Origin of the sequence: Paraburkholderia sejongensis (assembly GCF_020880815.1) — a bacterium.
Lineage (GTDB): Bacteria > Pseudomonadota > Gammaproteobacteria > Burkholderiales > Burkholderiaceae > Paraburkholderia > Paraburkholderia sejongensis.
In genome coordinates this window covers 55,253-79,229 of the sequence record NZ_JAJITD010000015.1, presented here as the reverse complement: position 1 = coordinate 79,229, position 23,977 = coordinate 55,253, and the positions used below count along the sequence as shown (strand labels likewise).

The 23,977-nt window shown below is 63.7% G+C and carries 19 protein-coding genes; 10 read left to right on the top strand and 9 right to left on the bottom strand.

The window, feature by feature from the left end; all coding sequences use genetic code 11:
• Positions 1-82 precede the first annotated feature (82 nt).
• Complete coding sequence (locus LJ656_RS25785) at positions 83-1,480, top strand: MFS transporter (protein WP_230512352.1); 1,398 nt, start codon at positions 83-85, stop codon at positions 1,478-1,480.
• A 186-nt stretch (positions 1,481-1,666) separates the two neighbouring features.
• On the opposite strand, the gene LJ656_RS25780 is transcribed toward LJ656_RS25785, so the two are convergent.
• Entirely contained in the window at positions 1,667-2,314 is a 648-nt protein-coding gene (locus LJ656_RS25780; RefSeq protein WP_230512351.1) for a DsbA family oxidoreductase, read from the bottom strand.
• A 209-nt stretch (positions 2,315-2,523) separates the two neighbouring features.
• Here LJ656_RS25780 and LJ656_RS25775 point away from each other — a divergent pair, with 209 nt between their 5' ends.
• From LJ656_RS25775 to LJ656_RS25760, 4 genes are all read left to right on the top strand, one after another.
• Positions 2,524-3,297: a 2OG-Fe(II) oxygenase gene (locus tag LJ656_RS25775; protein WP_230512350.1), complete on the top strand. Its 774-nt coding sequence runs from the start codon at positions 2,524-2,526 to the stop codon at positions 3,295-3,297.
• 87 nt (positions 3,298-3,384) lie between these two features.
• Complete coding sequence (locus LJ656_RS25770; RefSeq protein WP_230512349.1) at positions 3,385-4,299, top strand: LysR family transcriptional regulator; 915 nt, start codon at positions 3,385-3,387, stop codon at positions 4,297-4,299.
• A 154-nt stretch (positions 4,300-4,453) separates the two neighbouring features.
• The gene (locus LJ656_RS25765; protein ID WP_230512348.1) at positions 4,454-6,445 is read left to right on the top strand and encodes an aconitase family protein; all 1,992 of its coding nucleotides are present in this window, start codon (positions 4,454-4,456) and stop codon (positions 6,443-6,445) included.
• 236 nt (positions 6,446-6,681) lie between these two features.
• Positions 6,682-8,157 (top strand): MFS transporter, encoded by a 1,476-nt coding sequence (locus tag LJ656_RS25760; RefSeq protein WP_230512347.1) that lies wholly within the window; start codon positions 6,682-6,684, stop codon positions 8,155-8,157.
• A 57-nt stretch (positions 8,158-8,214) separates the two neighbouring features.
• Here LJ656_RS25760 and LJ656_RS25755 read toward each other — a convergent pair whose 3' ends face one another.
• Complete coding sequence (locus tag LJ656_RS25755; protein ID WP_230512346.1) at positions 8,215-8,907, bottom strand: NnrU family protein; 693 nt, start codon at positions 8,905-8,907, stop codon at positions 8,215-8,217.
• Between the two features lie 276 nt (positions 8,908-9,183).
• On the opposite strand from LJ656_RS25755, the gene LJ656_RS25750 reads away from it, so the two are divergent.
• Positions 9,184-10,185: a dienelactone hydrolase family protein gene (locus tag LJ656_RS25750; RefSeq protein ID WP_230512345.1), complete on the top strand. Its 1,002-nt coding sequence runs from the start codon at positions 9,184-9,186 to the stop codon at positions 10,183-10,185.
• A 117-nt stretch (positions 10,186-10,302) separates the two neighbouring features.
• On the opposite strand, the gene LJ656_RS25745 is transcribed toward LJ656_RS25750, so the two are convergent.
• Positions 10,303-12,669 carry a DNA polymerase II gene (locus LJ656_RS25745; RefSeq protein ID WP_230512344.1) on the bottom strand — a complete coding sequence of 789 codons (2,367 nt, stop codon included), beginning with the start codon at positions 12,667-12,669 and terminating at the stop codon, positions 10,303-10,305.
• A gap of 133 nt (positions 12,670-12,802) precedes the next feature.
• On the opposite strand from LJ656_RS25745, the gene LJ656_RS25740 reads away from it, so the two are divergent.
• Together LJ656_RS25740 and LJ656_RS25735 are read left to right on the top strand one after the other, a co-directional pair.
• Positions 12,803-13,675 (top strand): AraC family transcriptional regulator, encoded by an 873-nt coding sequence (locus tag LJ656_RS25740; protein WP_230512343.1) that lies wholly within the window; start codon positions 12,803-12,805, stop codon positions 13,673-13,675.
• A 103-nt stretch (positions 13,676-13,778) separates the two neighbouring features.
• Positions 13,779-13,985 carry a hypothetical protein gene (locus LJ656_RS25735; RefSeq protein WP_230512342.1) on the top strand — a complete coding sequence of 69 codons (207 nt, stop codon included), beginning with the start codon at positions 13,779-13,781 and terminating at the stop codon, positions 13,983-13,985.
• A gap of 128 nt (positions 13,986-14,113) precedes the next feature.
• Here the strand turns inward: LJ656_RS25735 and LJ656_RS25730 are convergent, their stop codons facing one another.
• From LJ656_RS25730 to LJ656_RS25705, 6 genes are all read right to left on the bottom strand, one after another.
• Positions 14,114-14,521 (bottom strand): carboxymuconolactone decarboxylase family protein, encoded by a 408-nt coding sequence (locus tag LJ656_RS25730; protein ID WP_230512341.1) that lies wholly within the window; start codon positions 14,519-14,521, stop codon positions 14,114-14,116.
• The gene (locus LJ656_RS25725) at positions 14,455-14,952 is read right to left on the bottom strand and encodes a MerR family transcriptional regulator (RefSeq protein WP_230512340.1); all 498 of its coding nucleotides are present in this window, start codon (positions 14,950-14,952) and stop codon (positions 14,455-14,457) included. The genes LJ656_RS25730 and LJ656_RS25725 overlap by 67 nt, the downstream gene beginning before the upstream one ends.
• 485 nt (positions 14,953-15,437) lie before the next feature.
• Entirely contained in the window at positions 15,438-16,880 is a 1,443-nt protein-coding gene (locus LJ656_RS25720) for a N,N-dimethylformamidase beta subunit family domain-containing protein (RefSeq protein ID WP_230512339.1), read from the bottom strand.
• Between the two features lie 190 nt (positions 16,881-17,070).
• The gene (locus LJ656_RS25715) at positions 17,071-18,105 is read right to left on the bottom strand and encodes a glycosyltransferase family 2 protein (RefSeq protein WP_268998787.1); all 1,035 of its coding nucleotides are present in this window, start codon (positions 18,103-18,105) and stop codon (positions 17,071-17,073) included.
• Between the two features lie 458 nt (positions 18,106-18,563).
• Positions 18,564-19,574 carry a DUF2891 domain-containing protein gene (locus tag LJ656_RS25710; protein ID WP_230512337.1) on the bottom strand — a complete coding sequence of 337 codons (1,011 nt, stop codon included), beginning with the start codon at positions 19,572-19,574 and terminating at the stop codon, positions 18,564-18,566.
• Between the two features lie 158 nt (positions 19,575-19,732).
• Positions 19,733-20,650 (bottom strand): LysR family transcriptional regulator, encoded by a 918-nt coding sequence (locus LJ656_RS25705; protein ID WP_230512336.1) that lies wholly within the window; start codon positions 20,648-20,650, stop codon positions 19,733-19,735.
• Positions 20,651-20,755: 105 nt separating this feature from the next.
• Here LJ656_RS25705 and mdlC point away from each other — a divergent pair, with 105 nt between their 5' ends.
• Both mdlC and LJ656_RS25695 read left to right on the top strand, forming a co-directional pair.
• The gene (mdlC, locus tag LJ656_RS25700) at positions 20,756-22,423 is read left to right on the top strand and encodes a benzoylformate decarboxylase (protein ID WP_230512335.1); all 1,668 of its coding nucleotides are present in this window, start codon (positions 20,756-20,758) and stop codon (positions 22,421-22,423) included.
• 92 nt (positions 22,424-22,515) lie between these two features.
• Positions 22,516-23,967 (top strand): aldehyde dehydrogenase, encoded by a 1,452-nt coding sequence (locus LJ656_RS25695; protein WP_230512334.1) that lies wholly within the window; start codon positions 22,516-22,518, stop codon positions 23,965-23,967.
• Positions 23,968-23,977 lie beyond the last annotated feature (10 nt).

The following is a 23,977-nucleotide window of genomic DNA, read 5'->3' as shown; positions in this document are numbered from 1 at the left end:
TATACGGAATATTCGCACAAAGACGATACGCCTAACATCGGCAGTTACTTCAATCGTTAGGGCGATTCCGATGAGTACTTCCATGAGCCGCGAGCAACGCGGCACATTGACCGCGGCCGGATTGGGATTCGTTGTCGTTCTGCTTGACGTCAGCGCGGTCAACGTCGCGCTGGGCGCATTGCGATATCGCTTTGCCACCGATATCTCGGGCCTTCAATGGGTGGTCAACGCCTACACGCTGGCCTTCGCATCGCTACTGCTTACGACCGGGACGTTGGGCGACCGCCTTGGAGCGAAGCGCATTTTCGCTATCGGATTCGTCGTCTTCACGTTGGCATCGATTGCGTGCGGATTGGCTAACACCTTGTCGTGGCTGGTGGCCGCACGCGTTATCCAGGGCATCGGCGCGGCACTGCTGGTGCCGAACTCGCTAGCAATGTTGCGCCAGGCGTTTCCGGATACGGAACAGCGAAATCGCGCGGTGGGCTGGTGGGGCGCATTAGGGGCCATTGCGCTTGCGGCGGGTCCGGTGCTGGGCGGCTTGCTCGTCACCCAGGTCGGCTGGCGGAGCATTTTTCTGATCAATCTTCCGATCGGTGTTGCGGGCGTGGTGCTCGCTATCCGCTATGCGGCAGCGGCGGTCACGACGCCGGGCCGAGGTATTGATTTTCCCGGACAACTGACGGCTGTTTTCGTGTTGATCGGCGTGACCGTATCTCTTACCGAAGCGGCCCAGCTTGGCTGGCATCATCCACTGGTATATGGCGGGCTGCTTGTCTCAACGGCTTTCACGATGCTGTTCCTATGGCTGGAGTCGTCTAGCGCCGAGCCGATGTTGCCGTTGCAGCTGTTCCGGACGGCGACCTTTTCGACCGCGACCGTGGCTGGCGTCATCGTCAACTTTGCCTATTACGGTTTGATCTTTGTTTTTAGTCTTTTCTTCCAGCAGGAGCAGCTGTTGTCCGCCCAGCAAACCGGGTTTGCATTCCTGCCGATGACGGTTGTTTTAATGGGCGTCAATATTCTTGCTAGCCGGTTGCTCGGACGACTGGGTGCGAAGCGGCTCATGATCGCCGGCATGTTGATCGCGGCGTCCGGTTATCTGCTGTTATTGCCGGTCAGTATCAGCGGCTCTTACTGGACGCTGGTTGTCCCGATGGTGATCGCCGCAAGCGGCATTGCCGTAATAGTGCCCACCATGACGAACGTGACGCTCTCGTCGGTGGCCGGCTCACGCTCGGGGATCGCGGCGGGAATCCTTAATTGCGCGAGACAGATCGGCGGACTGCTAGGGGTGGCCGTATTCGGATATCTGGTGCGCGATAGCCGTCCTGACGCATTTTTGCGTGGGATGCATTTATCACTGACGATCGCGGCGACGACTCTATTGTGTGGCGCAGTAATGTGTTTGTATGGAATTGCGGTGCACAGGCAAGTATCCAGCGAGGCGAGCTGCAAGGCGCTGGGTTCCGGCAGTTGAGTACTTTTTTGGCCGACGTGTGTCGGCATGTCGAGCGCCAATCCTGTTCTGACCCGGCCGCCGCTCACAGACTTTGCAGCAACAACACACACGCGTTGGCGAGCGCATGCGTGAGCCAGGTACTGACCACCGGTCGCCCATTGCGCTTTCGCAGCAACGGGCAACCGCCAATAAACCCAACGCCGCTTACTCCGCGCCTTCAGCGACGATCTGTTCGATCGCCTGCACGAATTGCTCGACCGGCTGTCCGCCCGTCACCAGAAAGCGCCGGTTGAAAATGATCGACGGCACCGACTGCAAACCCATTTCCTGATTGTTCTTTTCGGCTTCGCGTACCTCGTCGGCATACAGGTCGCTCGTTAGCACCTCGCGCGCTTCGACGCCGTCGAGACCGACCGACTGCGCCGCCTCGACCAGCACGTCGTGGCTGCTCGGGTCCTTGCCGTCCGAGTGATACGCGCGCAGCAGCGCGAGCTTCAGCGGCAACTGCGGACCCTTGAGGCCGGCCCAATGCAGAAGACGGTGCGCATCGAAGGTGTTGTAAGTGCGTGTGCGCGGGCCGAAATCGAAGCCGACGCTCGCGCCGCGTTCGCGGATCATCGCCTGGGTTTCGGCGATCTGCTCGGGTGTGCGGCCGTATTTCTTGCCCAGATATTCGACGATGTCCTCGCCCTCGGGTCCCATCTGCGGATTCAGTTCGAACGGATGCACGGCGATCTGCGCATCGACGCTGTCCCGCAGCCGCTCGAGCGCGAGCTGTAGCGACGAGAGGCCGATCGCGCACCACGGGCACGCGATGTCCGAGACGAAATCGATGGTGAGCTGCTGTTTCATGGCGGTTCCTGACTGAATTGAAATGCGTTGCGCCCGGCTGATCCGGGCGCGACGAATAGCGGTAGCGTAACGTGAATCGCGGCCCCGTGCAGACCGCGCGAATTGGAGCGCAAGACCCGGAGTGTTTCCGCGCCGCCGTGCTCGTACACTAAAGTCTGTTTACAAATGGAAAGCACGGGCGACGGACCCGGCCGCCCCTCGAACCGACGATGACCTCACACCACCCAGCAACCACCGCGCTCCCCGCCGCACCGCAAACCGACCAACGCACCGGCCAACCGATCGAGCGACGCGTCAACGCGCTCGACTGGCGTCGAATCGAGCACGACCTCGACCAATACGGCTGCTCGGCCGTGCCGCAACTGCTGACGCCGAGCGAATGCGACGCGCTGAGCGCCCTCTATTCACGCGACGACCTGTACCGCAGCCGCATCGTGATGGCGCGTCATGGCTTCGGCCGCGGCGAATACAAGTACTTCGCGTACCCGCTGCCGCCGCTGATCGGCGCATTGCGCGGCGCGTTCTATCCACATCTCGTGCCGGTCGCGAACCGCTGGAACCGCGCGATGGCGATCGACGTGCGTTATCCGCCGGACCACGAAGAGTTCATCCGCCGCTGCCACGACGCGGGCCAATTGCGGCCCACACCGCTGATGCTGCAATACGGCGAGGGCGACTATAACTGCCTGCATCAGGACCTGTACGGCGAACACGTGTTTCCGCTGCAGGTCGCGATCCTGCTGTCGGAGCCGGGCCGCGACTTCACCGGCGGCGAGTTCGTGATGACCGAGCAGCGTCCGCGCATGCAGTCGCGCGCCGAAGTCGTGCCGCTCGCGAAGGGCGACGCGGTCGTCTTCACCGTCAACAGCCGGCCGGTGCAGGGCACGCGCGGCCCGTATCGCGTGAATCTGCGCCACGGGGTGAGCCGCTTGCGTTCCGGTCACCGGCACACGGTCGGCATCATCTTCCACGACGCGCAGTAGCGCCAGTGGCGATGGCGCAACGCCGCGCGCCGTGAGACGATTCATTCCATCATTCCAGCGACTTTCGCCGCGCGCGCTTCCCCTCCGATGGAAAACCTGCTCAAGAAACTCGATCTCACATCGCTACGTCTGTTCGTCGCCGTTTGCCAGGAACGCAATATCGCGCGGGCGGCCGAGCGCGAGTTCATCGCGTCGTCGGCGGTGAGCCGGCGCATCGCGGAGATCGAGGCGCTAATCGGACTGCCGGTGATCCAGCGGCAGTCGCGCGGCATTACCGTGACGCCGGTCGGCGAAACCGTGCTGCGTTACGCGCTCGCGATCCTCGGCAACATCGAGCAGATGAGTGCGGAGTTGTCGCGCTTTTCGTCGGGTGTCAAAGGGCGCGTGCGGGTGGTCGCGAATCTGTCGTCGATCGTGCAGTTTCTGCCGGAGGACGTGGCCGCATTCGGCCGCGCATATCCAGATGTATCGATCGAACTCGAAGAAGAAAACAGCTCGGACGTATTGCGGCTCGTCGCCGAACACGGCGCGGACTTCGGCATCTGCAATCCGGTCGCGGGCAGCGAGGCATTCGAGCAGATCCCGTACCGCCAGGACCGGCTCGCGGTGCTGGTGCCGGGCGCTCACCGGCTCGCCAACGCGACCCGGGCCGGCTTCGACGAACTGCTCAACGACAGCTTCGTGGGCCTGCGCAGCGAAAGCGCGCTGACGCGTCTGCTCACGCAGCAGGCGGCGGCAGCGGGGCGGCAACTCGACGTGCGCATTCGCGTGAGCAGTCTCGACGCGCTGTGCCGGATGGTGCATGCGGGACTCGGCATCGCGGTCGTGCCCGAGCAGATCGGACTGCTCTATGTGAATACGCTCGACGTGCGGCTGCTATCGCTCACCGATGCGTGGGCCGAGCGGCATTTGATCATGATCTTCAACGCACGCGAGCAGTTGAGCGCGAGCGCTGCCGCGCTGGTCGCGTTTCTCGGCAATCTGCCTGGCAAGCAATCCTGAGCGGCATTTCCGCGTGGCGCTGTCATGCGGGCCGCACCGCTTGACCTCGCCCGACCTCGTCCAAGGCCTCGCGAAACGAGACGGCAGCGTTGCCGCACCGGCACTTCGGCATCGACGTTGCGCGCCGTATAGTGAGCGCAAGGAGAATGCATCGATGAGCGATACGATTCGTTTGGACGGCCGCGTGCTGTACCTTTCACAAGAACCGGCGGTGATCGAAGCGCAACTGGCCGGCCAGAATTTCACGCGCGAGAGCGCGGGGCCGTTGCGCGATAACGTGTCGACGGACGAGATCACGCCCGTGACCGTGATGCTGACCTACGACGAACGTCTCGGCCAGTATCCGTACGTCGGCTTCAAGGCCGGCGAGCGCATGCCGATCGGCCGCAATGCGGTGAAGGACGGCGGCTTTCGCGTGACGGTGGCGGGCAAGCGCTACGGCAAGGGCTCGTCGCGCGAATCGAGCCCGCTCGCGGAACTGTCGGCGGGCATCCGGCTGATCGTCGCGGAAAGTTTCGAGCGCATCTATCAGCAAAATTGCGACAACATCGGCATTCTGACCACGACCGATTTCGCGGTGCTCGATCGCCTGCTGGCCGGCGAAGATGTACCAATCGACGAATTCCTCAAGGGCCGCGACGCGCTCACCCAGCAGATCATCCGCAGCGGCGGTCTGCTCGCGTACAGCCGTTTCGCGGACTGGCCCGCGCCGGGCACGCAGCGCGCGGCGCAGGCGAATGCCGGAGCAAATCCTGGTGCGAATCCCAGTGCGAATTCCGGTGCGAAAACCGCGCCGAAGACGCTGGTCGAGAAGATCATCGACCGTCATCTGCATCCGGGCACCGCGAGCGCTGAGCGCGGCGACGGCGTGTTTATCGCCGCCGACTGGCGCTTCAGCCACGACTATTTCACCGGCATGTGCGCGCATCTGATGCACCGTGCGTTCGGCAAGCCCGCGCCGTTGCATGCGCCGGATCACATCATCGCGTTCCAGGATCATCTGGTGCTCGCGCCGCAGAGTATTCCGCACGTGCGCGACGGTCTGCTGCCGGGCGTCGCGAATCTGATGGAAGGACATACGTCGTTCTCGCGCGACTATCCGGTGCGCTCGCACGGCGCGCTCGATGGGCTGCCCGGTTCCGAGGGCATCTGTCACGCGCTGATGGCCGAGCAGTATGCGTTGCCGGGCCAGGTCGCGTGCGGGACCGATTCGCACACGCCGCATTCGGGCGCGCTCGGCTGCCTCGCGTTCGGCGCGGGCGCGACCGAGATCGCCAACAGCTGGGTCACCGGTTACGTGCGCTGCAAGGTGCCGGAGACGCTGCGTATCGAGATCGACGGCCGTCTGCGCGATGGCGTCACCGCGAAGGACGTGGTGCTGCATCTGCTGCAAATGGATGCGATCCGCTCGGGCGGCGCGATCGGCCTCGTGTTCGAATACGGCGGCGCGGCGGTGCGCGCGATGTCGATCGACGAGCGCGCGACGCTCACCAACATGGTCGCCGAACTCGGCGGCTTTACCGGCATCGTCGAGCCGGACGAGCGCACGGTCGCATTCCTGAAGGAGCGGCGCGGCATCGATTTCGCGCTTGAAAGCTGGATGAAAAGCGATGCGGGCGCGAGCTATCGCGACATCATTCGCATCGACGCGAACCAGATCGAACCGATGCTCGCGCGTCCGGGCGACCCCGGCAACGGCGTGCCGGCGCCGCGGCTCGACGAGGACGTCGCGATCGATATCGCGTACGGCGGCTCGTGCACCGCGGGCAAACGCGAGGACTTCGATTTCTACCACGAGGTGCTGCACTGGGGTGTCGAGCGCGGTATTCGAGTGCCGGAAGGTACGCGGCTGTATCTGCAATTCGGCACGATGGCGGTGCGCGAGTATTGCGAGCAGCAGGGCTATCTGCCGGTGTTCGAGCGCGCGGGCGTGACGCTCGTGATGCCGGGTTGCGGCTCGTGCGCGAACTGCGGACCGGGTCAGTCGGCCAACGACAACGATGTGACGATCAGCGCGATCAACCGCAATTTCCCGGGCCGTTCGGGGCCGGGCGACGTGTGGCTCGCGAGTCCGTTCACGGTCGCGGCGAGCGCGCTGGCCGGAAAAATCACCACCTTCGAACAATTGAAGCGCGCGCACGGCTAGAATGCTGGCCGGATTCCGGCCGGGCAGTTTCGTAGTGCGTGCGACGCGCGATGAGCCGCAAGGCCGGCAGAGAACCGGCCACGGCGAACCATGTTTTTTTGCATGGGACAGCGTTGCATGAGACCGGAGTTAGCGCGATTGCGTGGGACCGGAGTAGGTGCGAAAGCACCAACTCCGGATCGACATGCTGAAGCACCGGCTCCGATCGACAGCTTCGACACAGGAGACAAACAAGAATGGCACCCCCAGATCACCCGGCGTCCGTCGCGCGCAGCGGCGGCAACGCGGCTCGCGCCACCGGCGCGCCCACTCACTCAGCCACGCTGACAGAGGCCGCCGCACTGAGCGCCGGCGGCATCTCCGCGCGTCTTGACCGCTTGCCCGCGACCCGTTCGATCTGGAAGCTGGTCGTGCTGCTGAGCCTCGGCTTCTTCTTCGAACTCTACGATCTGCTGTACTCCGGCTACGTCGCGCCTGGCCTCGTGAAAAGCGGCATCCTGACCGCGACCACGCATGGTCTGTTCGGCTCGACCGGCGTCGCGAGCTTTATCGCCGCGCTGTTCAGCGGCCTCTTTATCGGCACGATCGCGTGCGGCTTTCTCGCCGATCGCTTCGGACGCCGCGCGGTCTTCACGTATTCGTTGCTGTGGTACACCGCCGCGAACGTCGTGATGGCCTTTCAGGAAACCGCGACGGGTCTTAATTTCTGGCGCTTCGTCGCCGGTGTCGGCATCGGTGTCGAACTGGTGACGATCGGCACATATATTTCGGAACTGGTGCCCAAGCAGATTCGCGGCCGCGCGTTCGCGTGCGAGCAGGCGGTCGGTTTCACCGCGGTGCCGGTGGTTGCGTTTCTTTCCTATCTGCTCGTGCCGCGCACGCTGTTCGGTCTCGACGGCTGGCGCTGGGTCGTGCTGATCGGTGCGCACGGCGCGCTGTTCGTCTGGTGGATTCGTCGCGAGTTGCCGGAAAGCCCGCGTTGGCTCGCGCAGCAGGGACGGCTGGACGACGCCGATCGCGTGATGCGCGCGCTCGAAGCCAAAGTGCGCCGCGAATACGGCCGCGAATTGCCTCCGCCCGCCGCGCCGGTGCCGGTCGCGCCGCGCGGCAGTTTCCGCGACATGTGGGTGCCGCCGTATCGCAGCCGCACGCTGATGATGACGATCTTCAATATCTTCCAGACGGTTGGCTTTTACGGCTTCGCGAACTGGGTGCCGACGCTGCTGATCAAACAGGGCATCACGATCACGACGAGCCTGATGTATTCGAGCGTGATCGCGCTGGCCGCGCCGATCGGTCCGATCATCGGGCTCTTTATCGGCGACCGCTTCGAACGCAAGACGGTGATCGTCGTGATGGCCGGCGTGAATGTCGTGTGCGGGCTGTGGTTCAGCCAGGCATCGGGCGCGGTGCTGCTGGTGAGCCTCGGCGTGTGTCTGACGCTGGCCGGCAACATTATTTCGTACAGCTACCATGCGTATCAGACCGAGCTTTTCCCGACCAGCATCCGCGCGCGGGCAGTGGGCTTCGTCTACTCGTGGAGCCGTTTTTCCGCGATTTTCACCGCGTTCATGATCGCGGCGGTGTTGCGCAACTTCGGCACGACCGGCGTATTCGTGTTCATCGCGGGCGCGATGCTGATCGTGATGCTGGCAATCGGCTTGATGGGTCCGCGCACGAAAGGGCTCGAATTGGAGAGGATTTCCAAATAACGAGCGACGGACCCGACAGCGTTCAGAGTCTGCTTGCCTGACGTGGGTAAGCAGACCTTATAGCCAGCGCCAGATGCCGGCGGCCCATCCGGCGAGCGGCATATGAGCCCAAGTCGCGACGAGCCACACCACCACGCCGCCCGCCAGCGCGTGCATTCCGAAGCCGCCCAGCCGCGCGCGGCCGGCGGCGATCGCCGCGAACGGCAGATAACTCGTCTTCGCTTCCCACGCGGGCCACAATTCAGGTTGCAGTTGCCGCTTCTTGCGGTCTTGCAACGCGGCGCCGGCCAGCGCGAGGACGATGATCGCGCCCGCGAGCAAGAGGTTCCGGGTGGTCGGCAGCACGGCGAGATGACAGAAGCCCCATAGCGCGAACGCCCACATCATCGGGTGACGGGTGATCGCGAATACGCCGCGCGCCGTCTCGGGCAACGCAGCGGGGCGGCCGCCGGTCGGCAACGCCGGATTGCGGATCAGAGAACCCATCAACAGGATCGACGCGAGCAACATCAGCACGGTCGCCACTGCCCATAGCGTGTCACCGACCGCCCATAGCGGCGCGGAGACGGGCGCCCGGCGGAACGCCATCACCATCCAGCCGAATGTCAGGATCGCAATCAGCGAATACAACCCCTGGAAGCCCCGTTCGCCGATCGCGCGAACCACGCCCGCGCGCAGCGGATGGGACAGAAGAAAGTGGCAACCGACAAAGGTGACTGCCGCCACGACAAGTGCGTCGATGCTTCCCATCAGCCTGGCTCCTCGAGTGAGATCGTCGTCGACCGGGTGCTGGGGAGAATACTACTTCGGGCGACGCGGCGACTGCGTCAGGTGACGGTGGGCGGCGAAGAGGGACTCGAATCCGCGTTTTCCGCGGGACTTCGCGTCCGGCGAATCGAATGAGTTCCTGCTATCTGCGGTCACCGTCTGTCGTATCACGACAATTCTGTCGTTTGGATTGCATTCTGGCCCGGACCGCCTATAACGCTGCATAAATAACTCTGTCCGTATTCAAGGGAGAGGGTCATGTTCGCAATCGTGAGAGGTGTTCGGTTCCTGTGGCTGGTCCTTGTGCTCCTGTGTATTCCGCGCATTCTCTATGCACAGGGGACGCGTATGGAAGTCATTCCATTCGAGTCGATGACGCTGACAGACGAGGCGTTCCTTGCAGGAAGCGAAGACGGCAAGCACGTGACGATAGCCGGTGAATTGCGGCTGCCTCGAGCTGGAACGGACAGGCTGCCCGCGGTCGTACTGCTGCACCCGTCCGGAGGTATTGGCGGTCAGGTTACGGACTGGGAGCAGTGGTTTCTGTCATTGGGTGTTGCCACTTTCGTTGTCGACAGTTTCACGGGCCGAGGGATAACAACCACGATCAATGACCAGAGTCAGCTCGGCAGACTCGCGCAGATAGAAGACGCATATCGCGCGCTCAGCCTTATTTCCAGGCACCCTCGTGTCGACCCGAGCCGCGTGATGCTGATGGGTTTTTCTCGCGGCGGGCAAGGCTCGCTCTATGCGAGCATGATCCGCTTCCAGAAAGCGCATGCCGATGCGGCCACGCCGGGATTCGCAGCCTATGTTCCGCTTTATCCGGACTGCAGTGCTCACTACCTGGATGACGATAACGTTGCGAAGGCGCCCATTCGCATATTCCATGGAAGCGCGGACAACTATGACCCAATTGCACCGTGCAAGGCCTATGTAGAACGGTTGAAGGCCAAGGGGGCGGACGTCGAGCTTACCGAGTTCGCCGGGGTCAATCATATTTTCGACGGGCGCGCCTTCGCACATCCAACACCGCTTCCGAAAGCGCAAACCGTGCGCAACTGTGCATGGGAAGAACGCAGTGCGGGGCAATTGCTGAACGTCAAAAGTAACCTGCCGTTCTCCTATACAGACCCATGTGTCGAACGAGGCGTGATAATCGGGTACGACGAGAACGCGACGGAGCAAACGAAAAAGGCAATCGCCAATCTGGTTACCACTACGCTCAAGCCGACCCCGGCCCCGGCACCTGCCCCGTAATTGCGGCCAGAGCGGCGGAAATAGCATCGCGTCAAGCGGCCGGCGCCGTTCGTGTGGCCCGCGCGGGTCTAGTCGGCGCGGCGCGCCTGTGGCTGGAGAGCGCGATCGGGATGAAATCTAGAACAACTGCTTCTGTCCCGACATCAGCGTCGTGAAATCGTCGCGCAGCAGCGGCAGAATCGCGTCGGCGACCGGCTGCAACTGTTTGCTCAGATAGTGCTCGTAGTCGATCGCCGAACGCAGCGTTTCGAGCGGCTCGGGTCCAGCGACCGTGATCACGTAACTGATCCAGCCGCCGTTCTGATATTGCAGCGGACGGCCCTGCTTGCGATTGAAGTCGTCGGCGACCCGTGCCGCGCGCACGTGCGGCGGCACGTTGCGCTCGTACGCGTCGAGCGGCCGGCGGACCTGCTTGCGATAAACGAGCCGGTCGTCGAGCCGGCCCGCGAGCGTATCGCGCACATAGTCGCGCACGTAGTCCTGATACGGCTGCTGCCGGAAGATGCGCCCGTATAGCTCCTGCTGGAATTGCTGTGCGAGCGGTGTCCAGTCGGTGCGTACGGTTTCGAGCCCCTTGTAGACGACGTCCTCGCTGCCGTCCGGCAGTACGGTAAGACCGGCGTAGCGCTTCTTGCTGCCTTCCTCGGCGCCACGCACCGTCGGCATGAAGAAGCGCCGGTAATGCCGCTCGAATTGCAATTCGAGCGCGCTGGCGAGCCCGAAACGCGCTTGCAGTCTGTCCCGCCATGCCGCGTTGATATGCTCGACGAGCGCGCGGCCGATGCGCGCGGCGTCGGTCTCGTCATGCGCATGTTTGAGCCACACGAAAGTCGAATCGGTGTCGCCGTAGATCACCTCGTAGCCCTGCGCCTCGATCAATTCACGCGTCGTATGCATGATCTCGTGGCCGCGCATCGTGATCGACGACGCGAGGCGCGGATCGAAAAAGCGACAACCCGTCGAACCGAGCACGCCGTAGAACGCGTTCATGATGATTTTCAGCGCTTGAGACAGCGGCTTGTTGTGTTCGCGCTTGGCCGCTTCGCGCCCTTGCCACACCTGCGCGACGATCGACGGCAGACAGTGGCGCGTGCGCGAGAAGCGCGCGCCGAGAAAGCCGGGCACCGAGTGCTCGTCATCGGGATGGAGCATCCCTTCGACCAGACCGAGCGGGTCGATCAGGAACGTGCGGATGATCGACGGATACAGGCTCTTGTAGTCGAGCACCAGCACCGAATCGTAGAGGCCGGGGCGCGAATCCATCACGAAGCCGCCGGGGCTCGCGGCGCCGGCGACGTCGCCGAGATTCGGCGCGACATAGCCCTGCCGGTGCATTCGCGGCATATACAGATGCGTGAACGCGGCGACCGATCCGCCGCTGCGATCGGCGGGCAGGCCGGTGACGGTCGCGCGTTCGAGCAGGAAGCGCAGCAGCTCGGTCTTCGCGAAGATGCGCGTGACGAGTTCGCAGTCTTTCAGGTTGTAGCGCGCGAGTTCGGGCTTGTCTTCGTCGAAGCGGCGCTGGATTTCGTCCATGCGCTGATACGGGTTGTCGATCGCCTTGCCTTCGCCCAGCACCGAACGCGACACGTATTCGAGGCTGAACGACGGAAAGCTCCACGTTGCCGAGCGCAGCGCCTCGATGCCGTCGATGATCAGCCGGCCGGCCGCGCCCGCGAAAAAGTGATTGCGCGTGACGCCGTGCTCGCGCCATTCCATCACGGCTGCGCCACGGCCGATTCGCAACGGCACGCGATACTGCTCGGCATGCTGCTGCAATACCTTCAGATCGAACTGCACCAGATTCCAGCCGATGATCGCGTCCGGGTCGTGCCGCTCCATCCACGCGATGAATTTCTCCAGCAGTTCGGCCCGGGTTTCGCAGTACTCCAGCTTGAAATCGAGGTCGCGGGCTTCGGCGTTCGGCGGCCCGAGCATATAGACCTGGCGTTCGCCGCAGCCCTCAAGCGCGATTGAATACAACTCGGCGTGTGCGCTGGTTTCGATATCGAGCGAAACCAGCTTCAACGGCGGCCGATAATCGTTGGCGGGTTTCAGTTCGCTATTCAGTAGCGGGCCATTTTGTTGCGGCTCACCGCCGAAATACACCGGCGCGGTGATGAAGCGCTCCATCATGTAGCGCTCGGGCGGCTGCACGTCGGCTTCGTAGACGTCGACGCCGCCTTCCCGCAGGCGCTTTTCGTAACCCTTCAGCTGGCGATATTGCGGGCAGTAAAGGCCCATCACCGGGCGATGCTGGAAGTCGCGCAGATCGAGCGGACGCAGATCGAGCGGGGCGTCGCGGCGCAGGATCGTTTCCGCGCGCTCGCGATGTTCGACGGGGACGAACGCGACCGACGGCTGGGGGCGCAGACGGATGTGGCGCGGCCCGCTGTCCGTGGCCAGCCAGAACTCGATTTCCGTGCCGGCGGGGGTGTCCCGCCAATGTCGGGTCAGAATGAAACCCTGCTCAAACTCAGTCAACTTTTACCTTTCTGGCCGCTTGATCGCCTGGCGGGATTTTACCGCCGCGGCGCCGCAACGAAGATCGAGCAAGATCGGCTAGGCAGGGGCGCGAACCATCGGCGAACATAGCGCAACTCACACGATCCAGACCATGCTAGTTCACGCTAATGCTGTCACCGCCTATACCCGGCGCTTCGAGGCCACGCTTGCCTACATCGACGCAAACCTCGACGGCGATCTGTCCGTCGATGCGCTCAGCCGCGTCGCGAACTTTTCGAAGTTTCATTTTCATCGGCAGTTCGCCGCGTATGTCGGGGTGCCGGTCGCCCGCTACGTGCAACTAACGCGCTTGCGCCGAGCCGCCCGCCGGCTCGCCGCGCGCGAGTCCTGCACCGTACTCGATACCGCCGCCGATGCGGGCTTCGATAGTCCCGAAGCGTTTAGCCGGGCATTCAAGCGCTCGTTCGGCGTCGCGCCGAGCGCGTTCCGGCAGCAGCCGAGCTGGCAGGTCTGGAGTGCGAACTTTGTCGTCCCTTATCTTTCGAGGAAACTGAACATGCAGGTACGAATCGTCGATTTTGCCGACACGCGGGTTGCCGCGTTGGAACATGTCGGGCCGCCCGGGCTCGTCAATGAAAGCGTGCGCAAATTTATCGATTGGCGCAAGCAGAGCGGGCAATCGCCGCCGGCGTCGAATCGAACCTTCGGCATCCCGCGCAGCAATCCGGATACCACGTCCGGAGAAGATTTCCGCTTCGAAATTTGCGGGGAGATCGACGAGCCGGTCGTGCCCAATGCGTTCGGCGTGCGGGAACTCGTGATTCCGGGCGGCCGCTGCGCGGTGGTCCGGCATTCGGGCTCGACCGACCATATCGGCGAGACGATCTATCCGATCTACCGCGACTGGCTACCCGGCAGTGGCGAAGAGTTGCGCGATCAGCCGCTGTTTTTCGACTATCTGAGCGTTTTTCCGGAGACGCCGCTGGATCAGTGGCAGACCGATATCTATATTCCGTTGGTGTAGGCGGCAGGCGCGGCCGTTGCGAAAGCGAAATTAGCGAACCATGCGCGATTTTGCCGGACTGCTAGACTGGAAATTGCCGTGCAATCGATGAAGGGAGGCAAACATGACAACCGTCTATGTCGTGAAGACCGGCGAGAAATTCCTCTGCACCGCGGAGGACGGCGATATCGGCATGGCGCCGGAAATCAGGGAAGCCACGTCGTTTCGCTCGTATGAGGAAGCAACCAGGGTCGCGAAGCAGCACGCCGATCCCGGCTACGAAATCGTCACCGTCGACGTCGCGAGCCGCTCAGCGGGAACTCACTCCTAGGTGCCCGGAACCTCTTCATCATCGTTCGTTCCTGCCTTCGCGATCGGGTTGAGCGCGAAGGCAGAGGTACGAGCTTGAGACGTTCTGCGCGCGTCGCCGGGTTGCCCGTTGCAGGACGCACGGGCATCTTATTCGACGTCGCGCGCGGCAAACACCTCCTTTGCGGCGAACAACGCATTCAGGGCCGCCGGAAAGCCCGCATAGAGCGCCATCTGCATGAACACCTCGACGATCTCGTCGCGGGTGCAGCCAACATTCAGCGCTGCCTCGATATGAATCTTCAGTTGCGGTTGTGCGTTGCCGAGCGCGGCTAGCGCCGCGATCGTCGCAATCTCGCGGGCGCGCAGATCGAGTTGCGGGCGACTATAAATGTCGCCGAAGCCGAATTCGATCAGCATGCGGCCGAAGTCCGGAGCAATCGGCGCGAGCGCGGCGACTACCTTTTCTCCGACCTCGCCGTCGATCTGCTTCAGCTTTTGCCAGCCCTGCGTGTAACGGTCCTCGTTTGTTTGCGTGGTGTTGATTCCGGTATCCATGACGGGTCGTTTTCCTGTTGATGAGGTTGGAAACTGTCGTCATGTCGTGTCGCGTTTCTGGCCGTGTTTTTCGCCGCGCTCTCGTACCAGCCGATCTTGTCCACGATTGCGGCGAGATTGGCCTGCAGTTCGGCGATATGTGCGAGGACCGCGTCCCGATGTCCGGTCAGCATTTCGCGGCGCGCACCATACGTCGAGTCGCCTTGCGCGCGTAGCTCGGAGAAAGCCTTGATCGAAGCTATCGGCATTCCCGTCGCCTTCAGGCGCATCACGAATTGCAGCCAGTCCAGATCGGCGGGCGAGTAGAGGCGGTGTCCGGCATCGGTGCGCCCGACTGCGCGCAGCAGGCCCGCCTGCTCGTAGTAACGCAGCGTATGCGCGGAAACACCGGTAGCCGCGGCCACCTGACCGATCGTTAGCGATTTCGACATGACGGACCTTAGGTTAGGAGTTAGAGTGCACTCTAAGTCAAGGGGGAGTTTGTGTCAGCTTTTCTGGTCGTTGGAGATGCCTGCCAGGGGTGACACGCCAATTGACCGCTGATTTCCCGCCGACGATCTCCGATAGCTCAATCAGAGTGAGGGGCGAATACTTTTGTGTCGTGAAGGAGTCGGAGGACGGAAGTCCGCTTTGAGAGCGGAAGAGAAACGGTCAATTGCCATTCGCTCGACCGAAGCGGTCGGGTTCTCTCGAGAATTCCGAAAAAATTGTCGGTCAGGGTTCGAGCCTCTTTGGCGGATTTCACGTTCGACAAAGAGCCTCACATCGGCGCCGGCCCGGCACGTCGCTGGCGGGATCTGAAGGCGAACCCGGAGCTGGTGCAAGACACGGGCCGCAGCGGCCCGTAACCCAATGGCTTTGGATTTAGTGGCGTCAATGCGAGTCTGGTATTTCGTCGACTTTGATTCCAGCCCGCCTAAACCTGCTCGACAACTGACGCCCTTCCGTGGTTATTGGAATTGCCCACGAACCGTTCGAACACATTACTGGTAATCCGATCAACAACCGCCATGCTTTCGGCGCGTGGATCCATCAGAACCCGAGCCCAGTCGGTCGTAGCGGCATTAAAGACAATCCCCGGCTGCACGCCGCTTTCAACCGTCCTTTCAAGCACGCCAAAAACCCCACGGCCGCCGACATCCCAGCCGTCGAGCACGGCAGTCCTTCCAAGCACATGAAAACCATTCGGCGTCGGCGGCAAACCATCGACTTCGTATCCGACCAGCCGATCTTCCGCACCCAGGATATCGCCGTTGTTCAATCGCGTGCCGGCGAGTGCCCAGTGACCCGCGTCCTCGATCCGGAAACCCACCGCCGGGCGTTCCTTCTTGATCCAGCCACCCCGTAGCAGGTGCCATTCTCCCCACCAGCCACCGCCATAGCCGTAACTGAGTCCGATCAGATCGCTTTCGTCGTAGCCGGGCCAATTTTCCGCGAGCCGGATCATCCGCAAGTCGGGTGAGGCCGAGTCGCCGCGCGCAAATTCGACAGGCCGAAAGCAGGTGTTGCCGCTGAAGATCGCGTGGTGTCCACCGTTGGCAATGAAAGCGGCGGTTCGCTCGCGCATGCTCCTGCTCCAGTACTCATGATGACCGACGCTCAGCAGACAGCGATACTGGCTCAGATCGAGCCGCTCGCCGTCGTCGAGATCCAGGTCGGTGTAGAAGTCGCAGGCGATGTTCTTCGTCTGCAGCCAGCGCACGAACTTCGCGTCCCAATGGGGAAACTGCTGACGCGGGGAATGAGGATCATAGGGATCGGCCGGCTCGCCGAATTGTCCGCCGAAGCCGCCGCCGGGTCTGAGCAGCGTCACGGTCGTGATGCGTTTCTTCCGGCGAACAGGATCGTGATAAAAGCCGCCAGGGCCGATCGAGTTATATGCGTGATACGTCGCCACTGGCACGATATAAGCGATCGGCGCAGAGGGTCGTGTAGGGCGGGCAACCAGCATTGCCATGCTCTTGCTGTCCGGCGGCAGCCCGTATATGGGCTCGCGCTTCGCGCACCGGCGCCCGAGCGGGTCCACGGGTTCGCCGTTAGCGCGCACCTCGTAAGCCACCGCGGCATACACCCCTGTCGACGCATCGTCGCGATCGAAGCGAAACCGGAAGCTCGGCCATCCCCATACGCCGTCGCGATCCGGCGCGACTCGCCCCCGCGGCGAGGTGAGAATCCATTTGCCGTTCGCCTGGTCGCATGCGATCGCGCCGTGTTCTTCCACGCGGATGCCGCAGTCATAGACGAGCGGTTCTTCGATACCTTGCCGGTAAATCGCGATCGAAAAGCGCCGGCCCGGCTCGACGGCGAGTTCGAAAACGCCGCCTGCATCGTAGGCGGGCGCGAGCGGATATAACCTCATTGGTTGCTCCTCACATCTTGATCGTAGCGGCCGTTTTCCAGCTGAAGCCGCTGAAACCGGTCAGTACATCTATCTGATGAAAGCCCGTCTAACTGCTACGCAGTGCCAGGGTAACCGCAGGTGATCGCCCGCGCGTCAAAGTGCAGGTCCCATTACGTTGCCGACGTCACGGTGTTCGACGCGTTCCTGCCTAGAGCCCCAATGTCTGCGCGCGGCGTTTGTTGCCGAGTACGTGAACGCGAAAACGCTTCGCCACGAATTGCGCGGCGCAACTGAGCACCCGCGGGTGATCGAGCGTGTGCCGGATCGCCGCGGAGAAGCGCTTTTCGCGCACGGCCTCGGTGACATCGACCCAGCGAAGCGAGGTCTCGAGGGTGCGTTGCCGATGCTCGCACGCGTCGGCTAACCGTCCGGACAGCGCGTACGATGCCCGGAAGCGCGCGTTCGCATCGAGCATGCCGAGCAGCGCGCGCCGGTCCGCGGCTTTGTCGGTGGAAAGCGAATCGCCTCGTCTGCGATAGTGGTAGCCTAGGGCCGGATAGACGAGCATTTGCGCATCGCGTTCGACCAGCACGCGCAACAGCAGATCGAAGTCTTCGGCGGAACGAACCCGCGCGTCGTACCGAAGTCCGGTGAGCAGTTCCGTTTTGATCATCGGCTGCAGATAGCCGAGGTTCGGCGCATTGACGAGCGCGACCGCATCGAAGGTTTTCTCGGCGGTCAGTCCGAGCAGCGAATAGCCGGTGAGCGAGCCGCTTTCGTTCATGATCAGCAGATCGTCGGCGACGATCCCGGCGCCGGTGGCCTCGGCTTTTGCGAGCAACGCCTCGAGGCGTCCGGGCGCGAAGCGGTCGTCGCTGTCGAGGATCGTGATCCAGCGCCCGCGCGCACGATCGAGCGCCCGATTACGCGCGATCGAAGGCCCGGCGTTGGTGGCGGAAGTTAGCAGAACGATGCGTGGATCGCGGGCGGCAGCGGCCTGGACTATCTCGACGCTGGCGTCGGTCGATGCATCGTCCACCACGATGAGTTCCCAATCGGCCACGCTTTGTCTCTGCACCGACTGGATCGCTTCTTCGATCCAGTTCGCGCCGTTGAAGTTGGCCATCACGACGGTAACGGAGGGAGCCGCTATTGCAACCGTCGTACGAATCGTGGCTTGCTCGTTGTGATCGCAACCTTCTTGAGGTTCCGCGGATACGAGATTTTCGCCTTGTGAGCTCATAGTCTTTAGTCTGATGCAAGGTTGCAAAGATCGGCGGTTCAGCGTTGTGCTGAAGATCGAACAGGCAGCCGTAACGCGGGAATTCGGCGACAAAGCTTTCGCGGTCGCACTACACCAGTAAAGCAGACGAAGCCATGCTGAGTCGACAGAATTTCGATGTTCTCAGTGCGCCTCCTCGCATATGGAAGGACGATGTGCGAACAACTCCGCCGGACACGTGGGGCATGTCTCGCCAGCACAGTGAAACCAACGTATGAGAGATTTGCCCTACTTATAAGCTTAATGGCGCGTAGAAGATATATGGGGCCAATGCTTCCACCTTTTGTGCCAGGTGCACCGCCGCATGCTGGTCGTGTGAATCGAGTCTGACGGTCTTCTTCGCAGTCCGGCAACGAGCATAAAAAAAGGGCGTTTCAAACGAAACGCCCCTCGGAATGCAGCCTGAAACTACAGGCTAATCAAGCCTCCAGTGCCAACGTCGCAAACGTCGCGAGCCAATGCTCGCCCATATAATCGCCGGCCACATGCGGTAATGCGCTCTGCAAATGAAGCTCGGCTGCATCGAGCAATACCTTCGCACGAATGTCCCCCGCAGGCAGCGCCCGCGCGAGAGACCTTTGGCACCACGCGCGACTCAGATTCAAGCCATCGAGATGCGCGATCTTGCCGTCGCTGCGATCGGTGACGGTGACCGGCGTGAACAACGTCGCCGGCTGTTTCGCGCCGAGATCCGGTAGGAAGCGCCCGAACCAGTTGGCAAAATGCGCAGACGGCAGCACGCGCCGCATCATCTCCGCTTCCATCAGCGACGGCGACAAAAACTCGTCCCCGGCCGGCTCCCACGCCTGACACGCGACGTCATCGAGAAACCATCGCTCCGCAGTACTCACGATCAACGCATCGAGCGAAGTGCGCGATGTTTGCCGCGCGAAATCGAGTGTCAGCGAAAGCGCGAACGCCATATTGAAATGCGTGCCGACACGCAGCGGATAAGTCGCCTTCGGCAAGAATTCCTCGAAGCGTTCGACGAACGCTTCAGTGAGCGGCGCAAACGTTTTCACCCAACGCGCGGCCTCGGAAATCTTCAGCGCTTCGAGCTGCCCGCTCAGCGCGAGCAGCCACGCCCAGCCGTACGGCCGCTCGAAACCACGATTGAGCGGCAGATCGAGATACGCGCGCTCGCCGGCGACGTTCGCATCGGTAATGTGTTCATCGACCACCGCGACGATGCGCGCCGCTTCGGGCAGGTCGGGAAACCGTTCGAGCAGATGCAGGATCAGCCAGTAGCCGTGCACGCAGGAATGCCAGTCGTAGCTGCCGTAAAAGATCGGATGCAACGCGCGCGGACCTTGCACGTCCTGCGGACCGGCGAGCGAGTGGGTAAGCTTGTTCGGATATTCGCGCGTCAGATGCGCGAGCGCGAGGTTGGCAAATTTCGACGCGAATTCGCGGGTGAGCAGAGTGGTCATCGGCGGGGCCTCGCAAACGGAAAGCAAACAGAAAGCAGAAAGAAAGCAAACCGAACGGCAGTCGGATGCCGGCGCGCGGTAGCGGGACAGGCACCAGGCAGGCAACAGGATAGTAAAGCACGCGCATCGGCCCGGCTTGGCCCGGTTCACGCAGCAGGTTACCCCGCATCCACCCCCGCCGCGGTCAACAACCGCAATTGCTCCAGCAGCTTTACCGCCGGACTGGGCAGAATGCCTTGCCGCCGCCGGAACGCGGTCAGCGTGCGCCGCCCGACCACCCCCGGCACCGCGAGCGTATCGAACACGCCGGCCTTGCTCTCGGTCACATACATCGTCGAGGCCATCCAGCTCAGAAAGCCCGAGCGCGCGACCAGACTCTTGAGCGTCGTCACCGAGCGGGTCTCGACGACGATATTCGGCAGTCCCAGGCCGCGCTCGGCGAACACGCTTTGCATATGCTCGAACGGCCCGGTGCCGCGCGGCGGAATCGCCCAGCGTTCGTTCATCGTATCGGCGAGCGTGAGGTCGGGCTTCGCGCGCAGCGGATGATCGAGCGCGGCGACCACATAGCTCGCGTCTTCCCAGCGGCAATCGGTGATCGCGGTGATCTCGTCGGTATCGGGCATGGCCCGGCTGAGCGCGAGATCGATTTCGCGTTTGACCAGCGCATCGGCGAGCCGGTCCCACACGCCCTCGATGATCTCGACGTGCAGATTCGGCCACTTGTCGAGCACGCCGCTGACCGCGAGCGGCAGCACGAGGCTCGCGATGCTGCCCACCGCGCCGACCCGGATCGTGCCGCGCGCGAGCCCGCGCATCGCATCGATTTCCTCGCGCGCCTGTTCGGCCTCGCGTTGCAGCAGGATCGCGTGCGGCAGCAGCGCCTCGCCGACCGCGGTCAGATGCATGCCACGCGAGTGCCGCTCGAACAGCGGCGCGCCCACCTGTTCCTCGAGCCGGCGGATGGTCCGGCTCAGCGCCGGCTGGGTAATGTGCAGCGCGTCCGCGGCCCGCCCAAGGCTGCCGCTTTCGACGATCGTCGCAAACGCCTGCAATTGCTGGAGGTTGTAAGTCATGCCAAAAGGTAATGCCTTTTGGCAGATTCGGCAATTTTCGGTTACCCCTAGGCGACCAGATAATCAGCTATCGAATTCAGGCGCTCACAAGACAGGAGACATCACATGACAGGCAGCGCGCCGCAACACAATCACGCACAGGCAGTTCAATCGCGCCCGCAGGCAGGCAGCCCGGGCGCCGCGCAATGGACCGTTCGCGACGCGGTGGTCGACTTCGCGCGCCGCGTCGGCATGACGTCGATCTTCGCGAACCCCGGCTCGACCGAGCTGCCGATGTTCCGCGATTTCCCCACGGATTTCCGCTACGTGCTCGGCTTGCAGGAAGCGGTGGTGGTCGGCATGGCCGACGGCTACGCGCAGGCGACCGGCAACGCGGCGTTGATCAACCTGCACTCGGCGGCGGGCGTCGGCAACGCGATGGGCAACATCTTCACCGCGTTTCGCAATCGCACGCCGCTGGTCGTCACCGCCGGTCAGCAGGCCCGCTCGATCCTGCCGTACGACCCGTTTCTCGCCGCGACCCAGGCGACCGAATTGCCGAAGCCCTATGTGAAATGGAGCATCGAGCCGGCGCGCGCGCAGGACGTGCCGCTGGCGATCGCGCGAGCGTACGCGATCGCGATGCAGGAGCCGCGCGGCCCGGTGTTCGTGTCGATTCCCGCCGACGACTGGGATCAGCCGGCCGAGCGCGTGCCCGAGCGCGAAGTCGCGCACGTCACGCGTCCCGATCCGGCGATGCTCGAGCGCATCGGCGCGTTGCTCGACGCGTGCGAGCGGCCCGCGTTCGTGGTCGGCGGCGCGGTCGATCGCGCGGACGCGGCCGATGAAGTCGTGCGGCTCGCCGAGCGCCATCGCGCGCGGGTCTACGTCGCGCCGATGACCGGGCGTTGCAGCTTCCCGGAAACGCATCGGCTGTTCGCGGGCTTCCTGCCGGCGATGCGCGAGCGCATCGTCGAACTGCTCGGCGCGCATGACGCGATCTTCGCGATCGGTGCGCCGGCGTTCACCTATCACGTCGAAGGCAACGGGCCGCACGTGCCGCCGGGCGCGCAGCTGTGCCAGTTGATCGACGATCCGGCGGTGGCGTCCTGGACGCCGCAAGGGATCGTCGCGGTCGGCAACGTGCGGCTCGGCGTGCAGGACCTGCTCGCGCGCGCGGCGCCGGCAGAGCGGGCGTTGCCGGCGCCGCGCGAGGTGCCGCCGCGCGCGCTGCCGCCGGTGGCCGGCGAACGGATGTCGGTCGCATTCGCGTTGCAGACGCTCGCCGAAGTGCGCGATCCCGACGGCATCGTCGTCGAGGAAGCGCCGAGTTCGCGGCCCGTGATGCAACGCTATCTGCCGATCCCGCGCGCCGGCAGATTCCTGACGATGGACAGCGGCGGCCTCGGCTACGGGATGCCGGCCGCGGTCGGCGTCGCGCTCGCGCGGCCCGGCGAACGCGTGATCGCGCTGATCGGCGACGGCTCCAGCATGTACTCGATCCAGGCGATCTGGAGCGCCGCGCAGCTGCGCTTGCCGATTACCTTCGTGATCCTGAACAACACGCGCTACGCGGCGTTGCAGGACTTCGCGCCGGTGTTCGGATTCGGCCCGCACGAGCCGGTGCAGGGCACCGATCTGCCGGGGCTCGACTTCGTGACGATCGCGGCGGGGATGGGTTGCCCTGGCGTGCGGGTCGACGCTGCGGCTAAACTCGCCGACGCGTTGCGCGCCGCACTCGCGGCCGGGCCTTTGCACGATGGCCCGACGCTGGTCGAGCTGGTCGTCGCGTAACGGGCTGCGCGTCGCGCGTAATTTCCGACAACATTAGATGGGAGCGGAGCAGGTGCTGAGGCACGCGCCGCGCCCGACAAAGGACACATACGATGAAAAATGTCTCGATGCTGATCGCCGGCGAACAGGTTCAGGCGCGCAACGGCGCAACCTTCGAGCGCCGCAACCCGCTGGACGGCGAAGTGGCGACGCGCGCGCCGGCCGCGACGGTCGAAGATGCGGTGGCCGCCGTCGATGCCGCCGCCGCCGCGTTCCCGGTCTGGTCCGCGCTGGGCCCGAGCGAGCGCCGCGCATTGCTGACCAAAGCCGCGCACGCGCTCGAAGCGAAGGCCGACGCGTTCGCGGCGGCGATGGCCGCCGAGACCGGCGCGTCCGGCATCTGGGCCGGCTTCAACGTGCACCTGGCGGCGGCCGGCCTGATCGAGGCGGCCGCGCTGACCACGCAGATCGCCGGCGAGCTGATTCCGTCCGACGTGCCCGGCAGTCTCGCGATGGGCGTGCGCCAGCCGGCCGGCGTGGTGCTCGGCATCGCGCCGTGGAACGCGCCGGTGATCCTCGCCGTGCGCGCGATCGCGCTGCCGCTCGCGTGCGGCAACACGGTCGTTTTGAAGGGCTCGGAGATCTGCCCGGCGACCCACGGCCTGATCATCGAGGCGATGCAGGAAGCCGGCTTGCCGCGCGGCACCGTGAACTTCGTGACCAATGCGCCGGCCGACGCCGCGCGCATCGTCGACGCGATGATCGAACATCCGGCGGTGCGCCGCGTGAACTTCACCGGCTCGACCCGCGTGGGCCGCATCATCGCCGAGACCTGTGCGCGCAATCTGAAGCCGTCGGTGCTCGAACTCGGCGGCAAGGCCCCGCTCGTCGTGCTCGATGACGCGGACATCAGCGCCGCCGTCGACGCAGCCGTGTTCGGCGCGTTCGCCAATTCCGGGCAGATTTGTATGTCCACCGAACGAATCATCGTCGACGACAGCATCGCCGACGCGTTCGTCGACAAGCTGGCCGCGCGCGCTCGCGCACTGCCGCTCGGCGATCCGCGCAACGGTCCGGTCGTGCTCGGCTCGGTGGTCGATATGAGCACCGTCGAGCGCTGCAACGCGCTGATCGACGATGCGCTCGCGAAGGGCGCGACGCTGGTGTGCGGCGGCCGCAGCGAAACCACGCTGATGCCGGCCACGCTGCTCGATGGCGTGACGCCCGAGATGCGTATCTATCGCGACGAATCGTTCGGCCCGGTCAAGCCGATCGTGCGCGTGAGCGGCGAAGAGGCTGCGATCGCCTGCGCGAACGACAACGAATACGGGCTGTCCGCCGCGGTGTTCAGCCGCGACACGGCGCGCGCGCTGAACGTCGCGAAGCGCATCGAGTCGGGCATCTGCCACGTGAACGGACCGACCGTGCACGACGAAGCGCAGATGCCGTTCGGCGGCGTGAAGTCGAGCGGCTTCGGTCATTTCGGCGGCAAGGCGGGGATCGCGGAATTCACCGATCTGCGCTGGATCACCTTGCAAACGACCCCGCGTCACTACCCGTTCTAACCAGGAGAGC

Coding starts and splice junctions, on each gene's coding strand:
- LJ656_RS25785 (WP_230512352.1), top strand. CDS start 83: ATGAGCCGCGAGCAACGCGGCACATTGACCGCGGCCGGATTGGGATTC.
- LJ656_RS25780 (WP_230512351.1), bottom strand. CDS start 2,314: ATGAAACAGCAGCTCACCATCGATTTCGTCTCGGACATCGCGTGCCCG.
- LJ656_RS25775 (WP_230512350.1), top strand. CDS start 2,524: ATGACCTCACACCACCCAGCAACCACCGCGCTCCCCGCCGCACCGCAA.
- LJ656_RS25770 (WP_230512349.1), top strand. CDS start 3,385: ATGGAAAACCTGCTCAAGAAACTCGATCTCACATCGCTACGTCTGTTC.
- LJ656_RS25765 (WP_230512348.1), top strand. CDS start 4,454: ATGAGCGATACGATTCGTTTGGACGGCCGCGTGCTGTACCTTTCACAA.
- LJ656_RS25760 (WP_230512347.1), top strand. CDS start 6,682: ATGGCACCCCCAGATCACCCGGCGTCCGTCGCGCGCAGCGGCGGCAAC.
- LJ656_RS25755 (WP_230512346.1), bottom strand. CDS start 8,907: ATGGGAAGCATCGACGCACTTGTCGTGGCGGCAGTCACCTTTGTCGGT.
- LJ656_RS25750 (WP_230512345.1), top strand. CDS start 9,184: ATGTTCGCAATCGTGAGAGGTGTTCGGTTCCTGTGGCTGGTCCTTGTG.
- LJ656_RS25740 (WP_230512343.1), top strand. CDS start 12,803: ATGCTAGTTCACGCTAATGCTGTCACCGCCTATACCCGGCGCTTCGAG.
- LJ656_RS25735 (WP_230512342.1), top strand. CDS start 13,779: ATGACAACCGTCTATGTCGTGAAGACCGGCGAGAAATTCCTCTGCACC.
- LJ656_RS25730 (WP_230512341.1), bottom strand. CDS start 14,521: ATGGATACCGGAATCAACACCACGCAAACAAACGAGGACCGTTACACG.
- LJ656_RS25725 (WP_230512340.1), bottom strand. CDS start 14,952: ATGTCGAAATCGCTAACGATCGGTCAGGTGGCCGCGGCTACCGGTGTT.
- LJ656_RS25720 (WP_230512339.1), bottom strand. CDS start 16,880: ATGAGGTTATATCCGCTCGCGCCCGCCTACGATGCAGGCGGCGTTTTC.
- LJ656_RS25715 (WP_268998787.1), bottom strand. CDS start 18,105: ATGAGCTCACAAGGCGAAAATCTCGTATCCGCGGAACCTCAAGAAGGT.
- LJ656_RS25710 (WP_230512337.1), bottom strand. CDS start 19,574: ATGACCACTCTGCTCACCCGCGAATTCGCGTCGAAATTTGCCAACCTC.
- LJ656_RS25705 (WP_230512336.1), bottom strand. CDS start 20,650: ATGACTTACAACCTCCAGCAATTGCAGGCGTTTGCGACGATCGTCGAA.
- mdlC (WP_230512335.1), top strand. CDS start 20,756: ATGACAGGCAGCGCGCCGCAACACAATCACGCACAGGCAGTTCAATCG.
- LJ656_RS25695 (WP_230512334.1), top strand. CDS start 22,516: ATGAAAAATGTCTCGATGCTGATCGCCGGCGAACAGGTTCAGGCGCGC.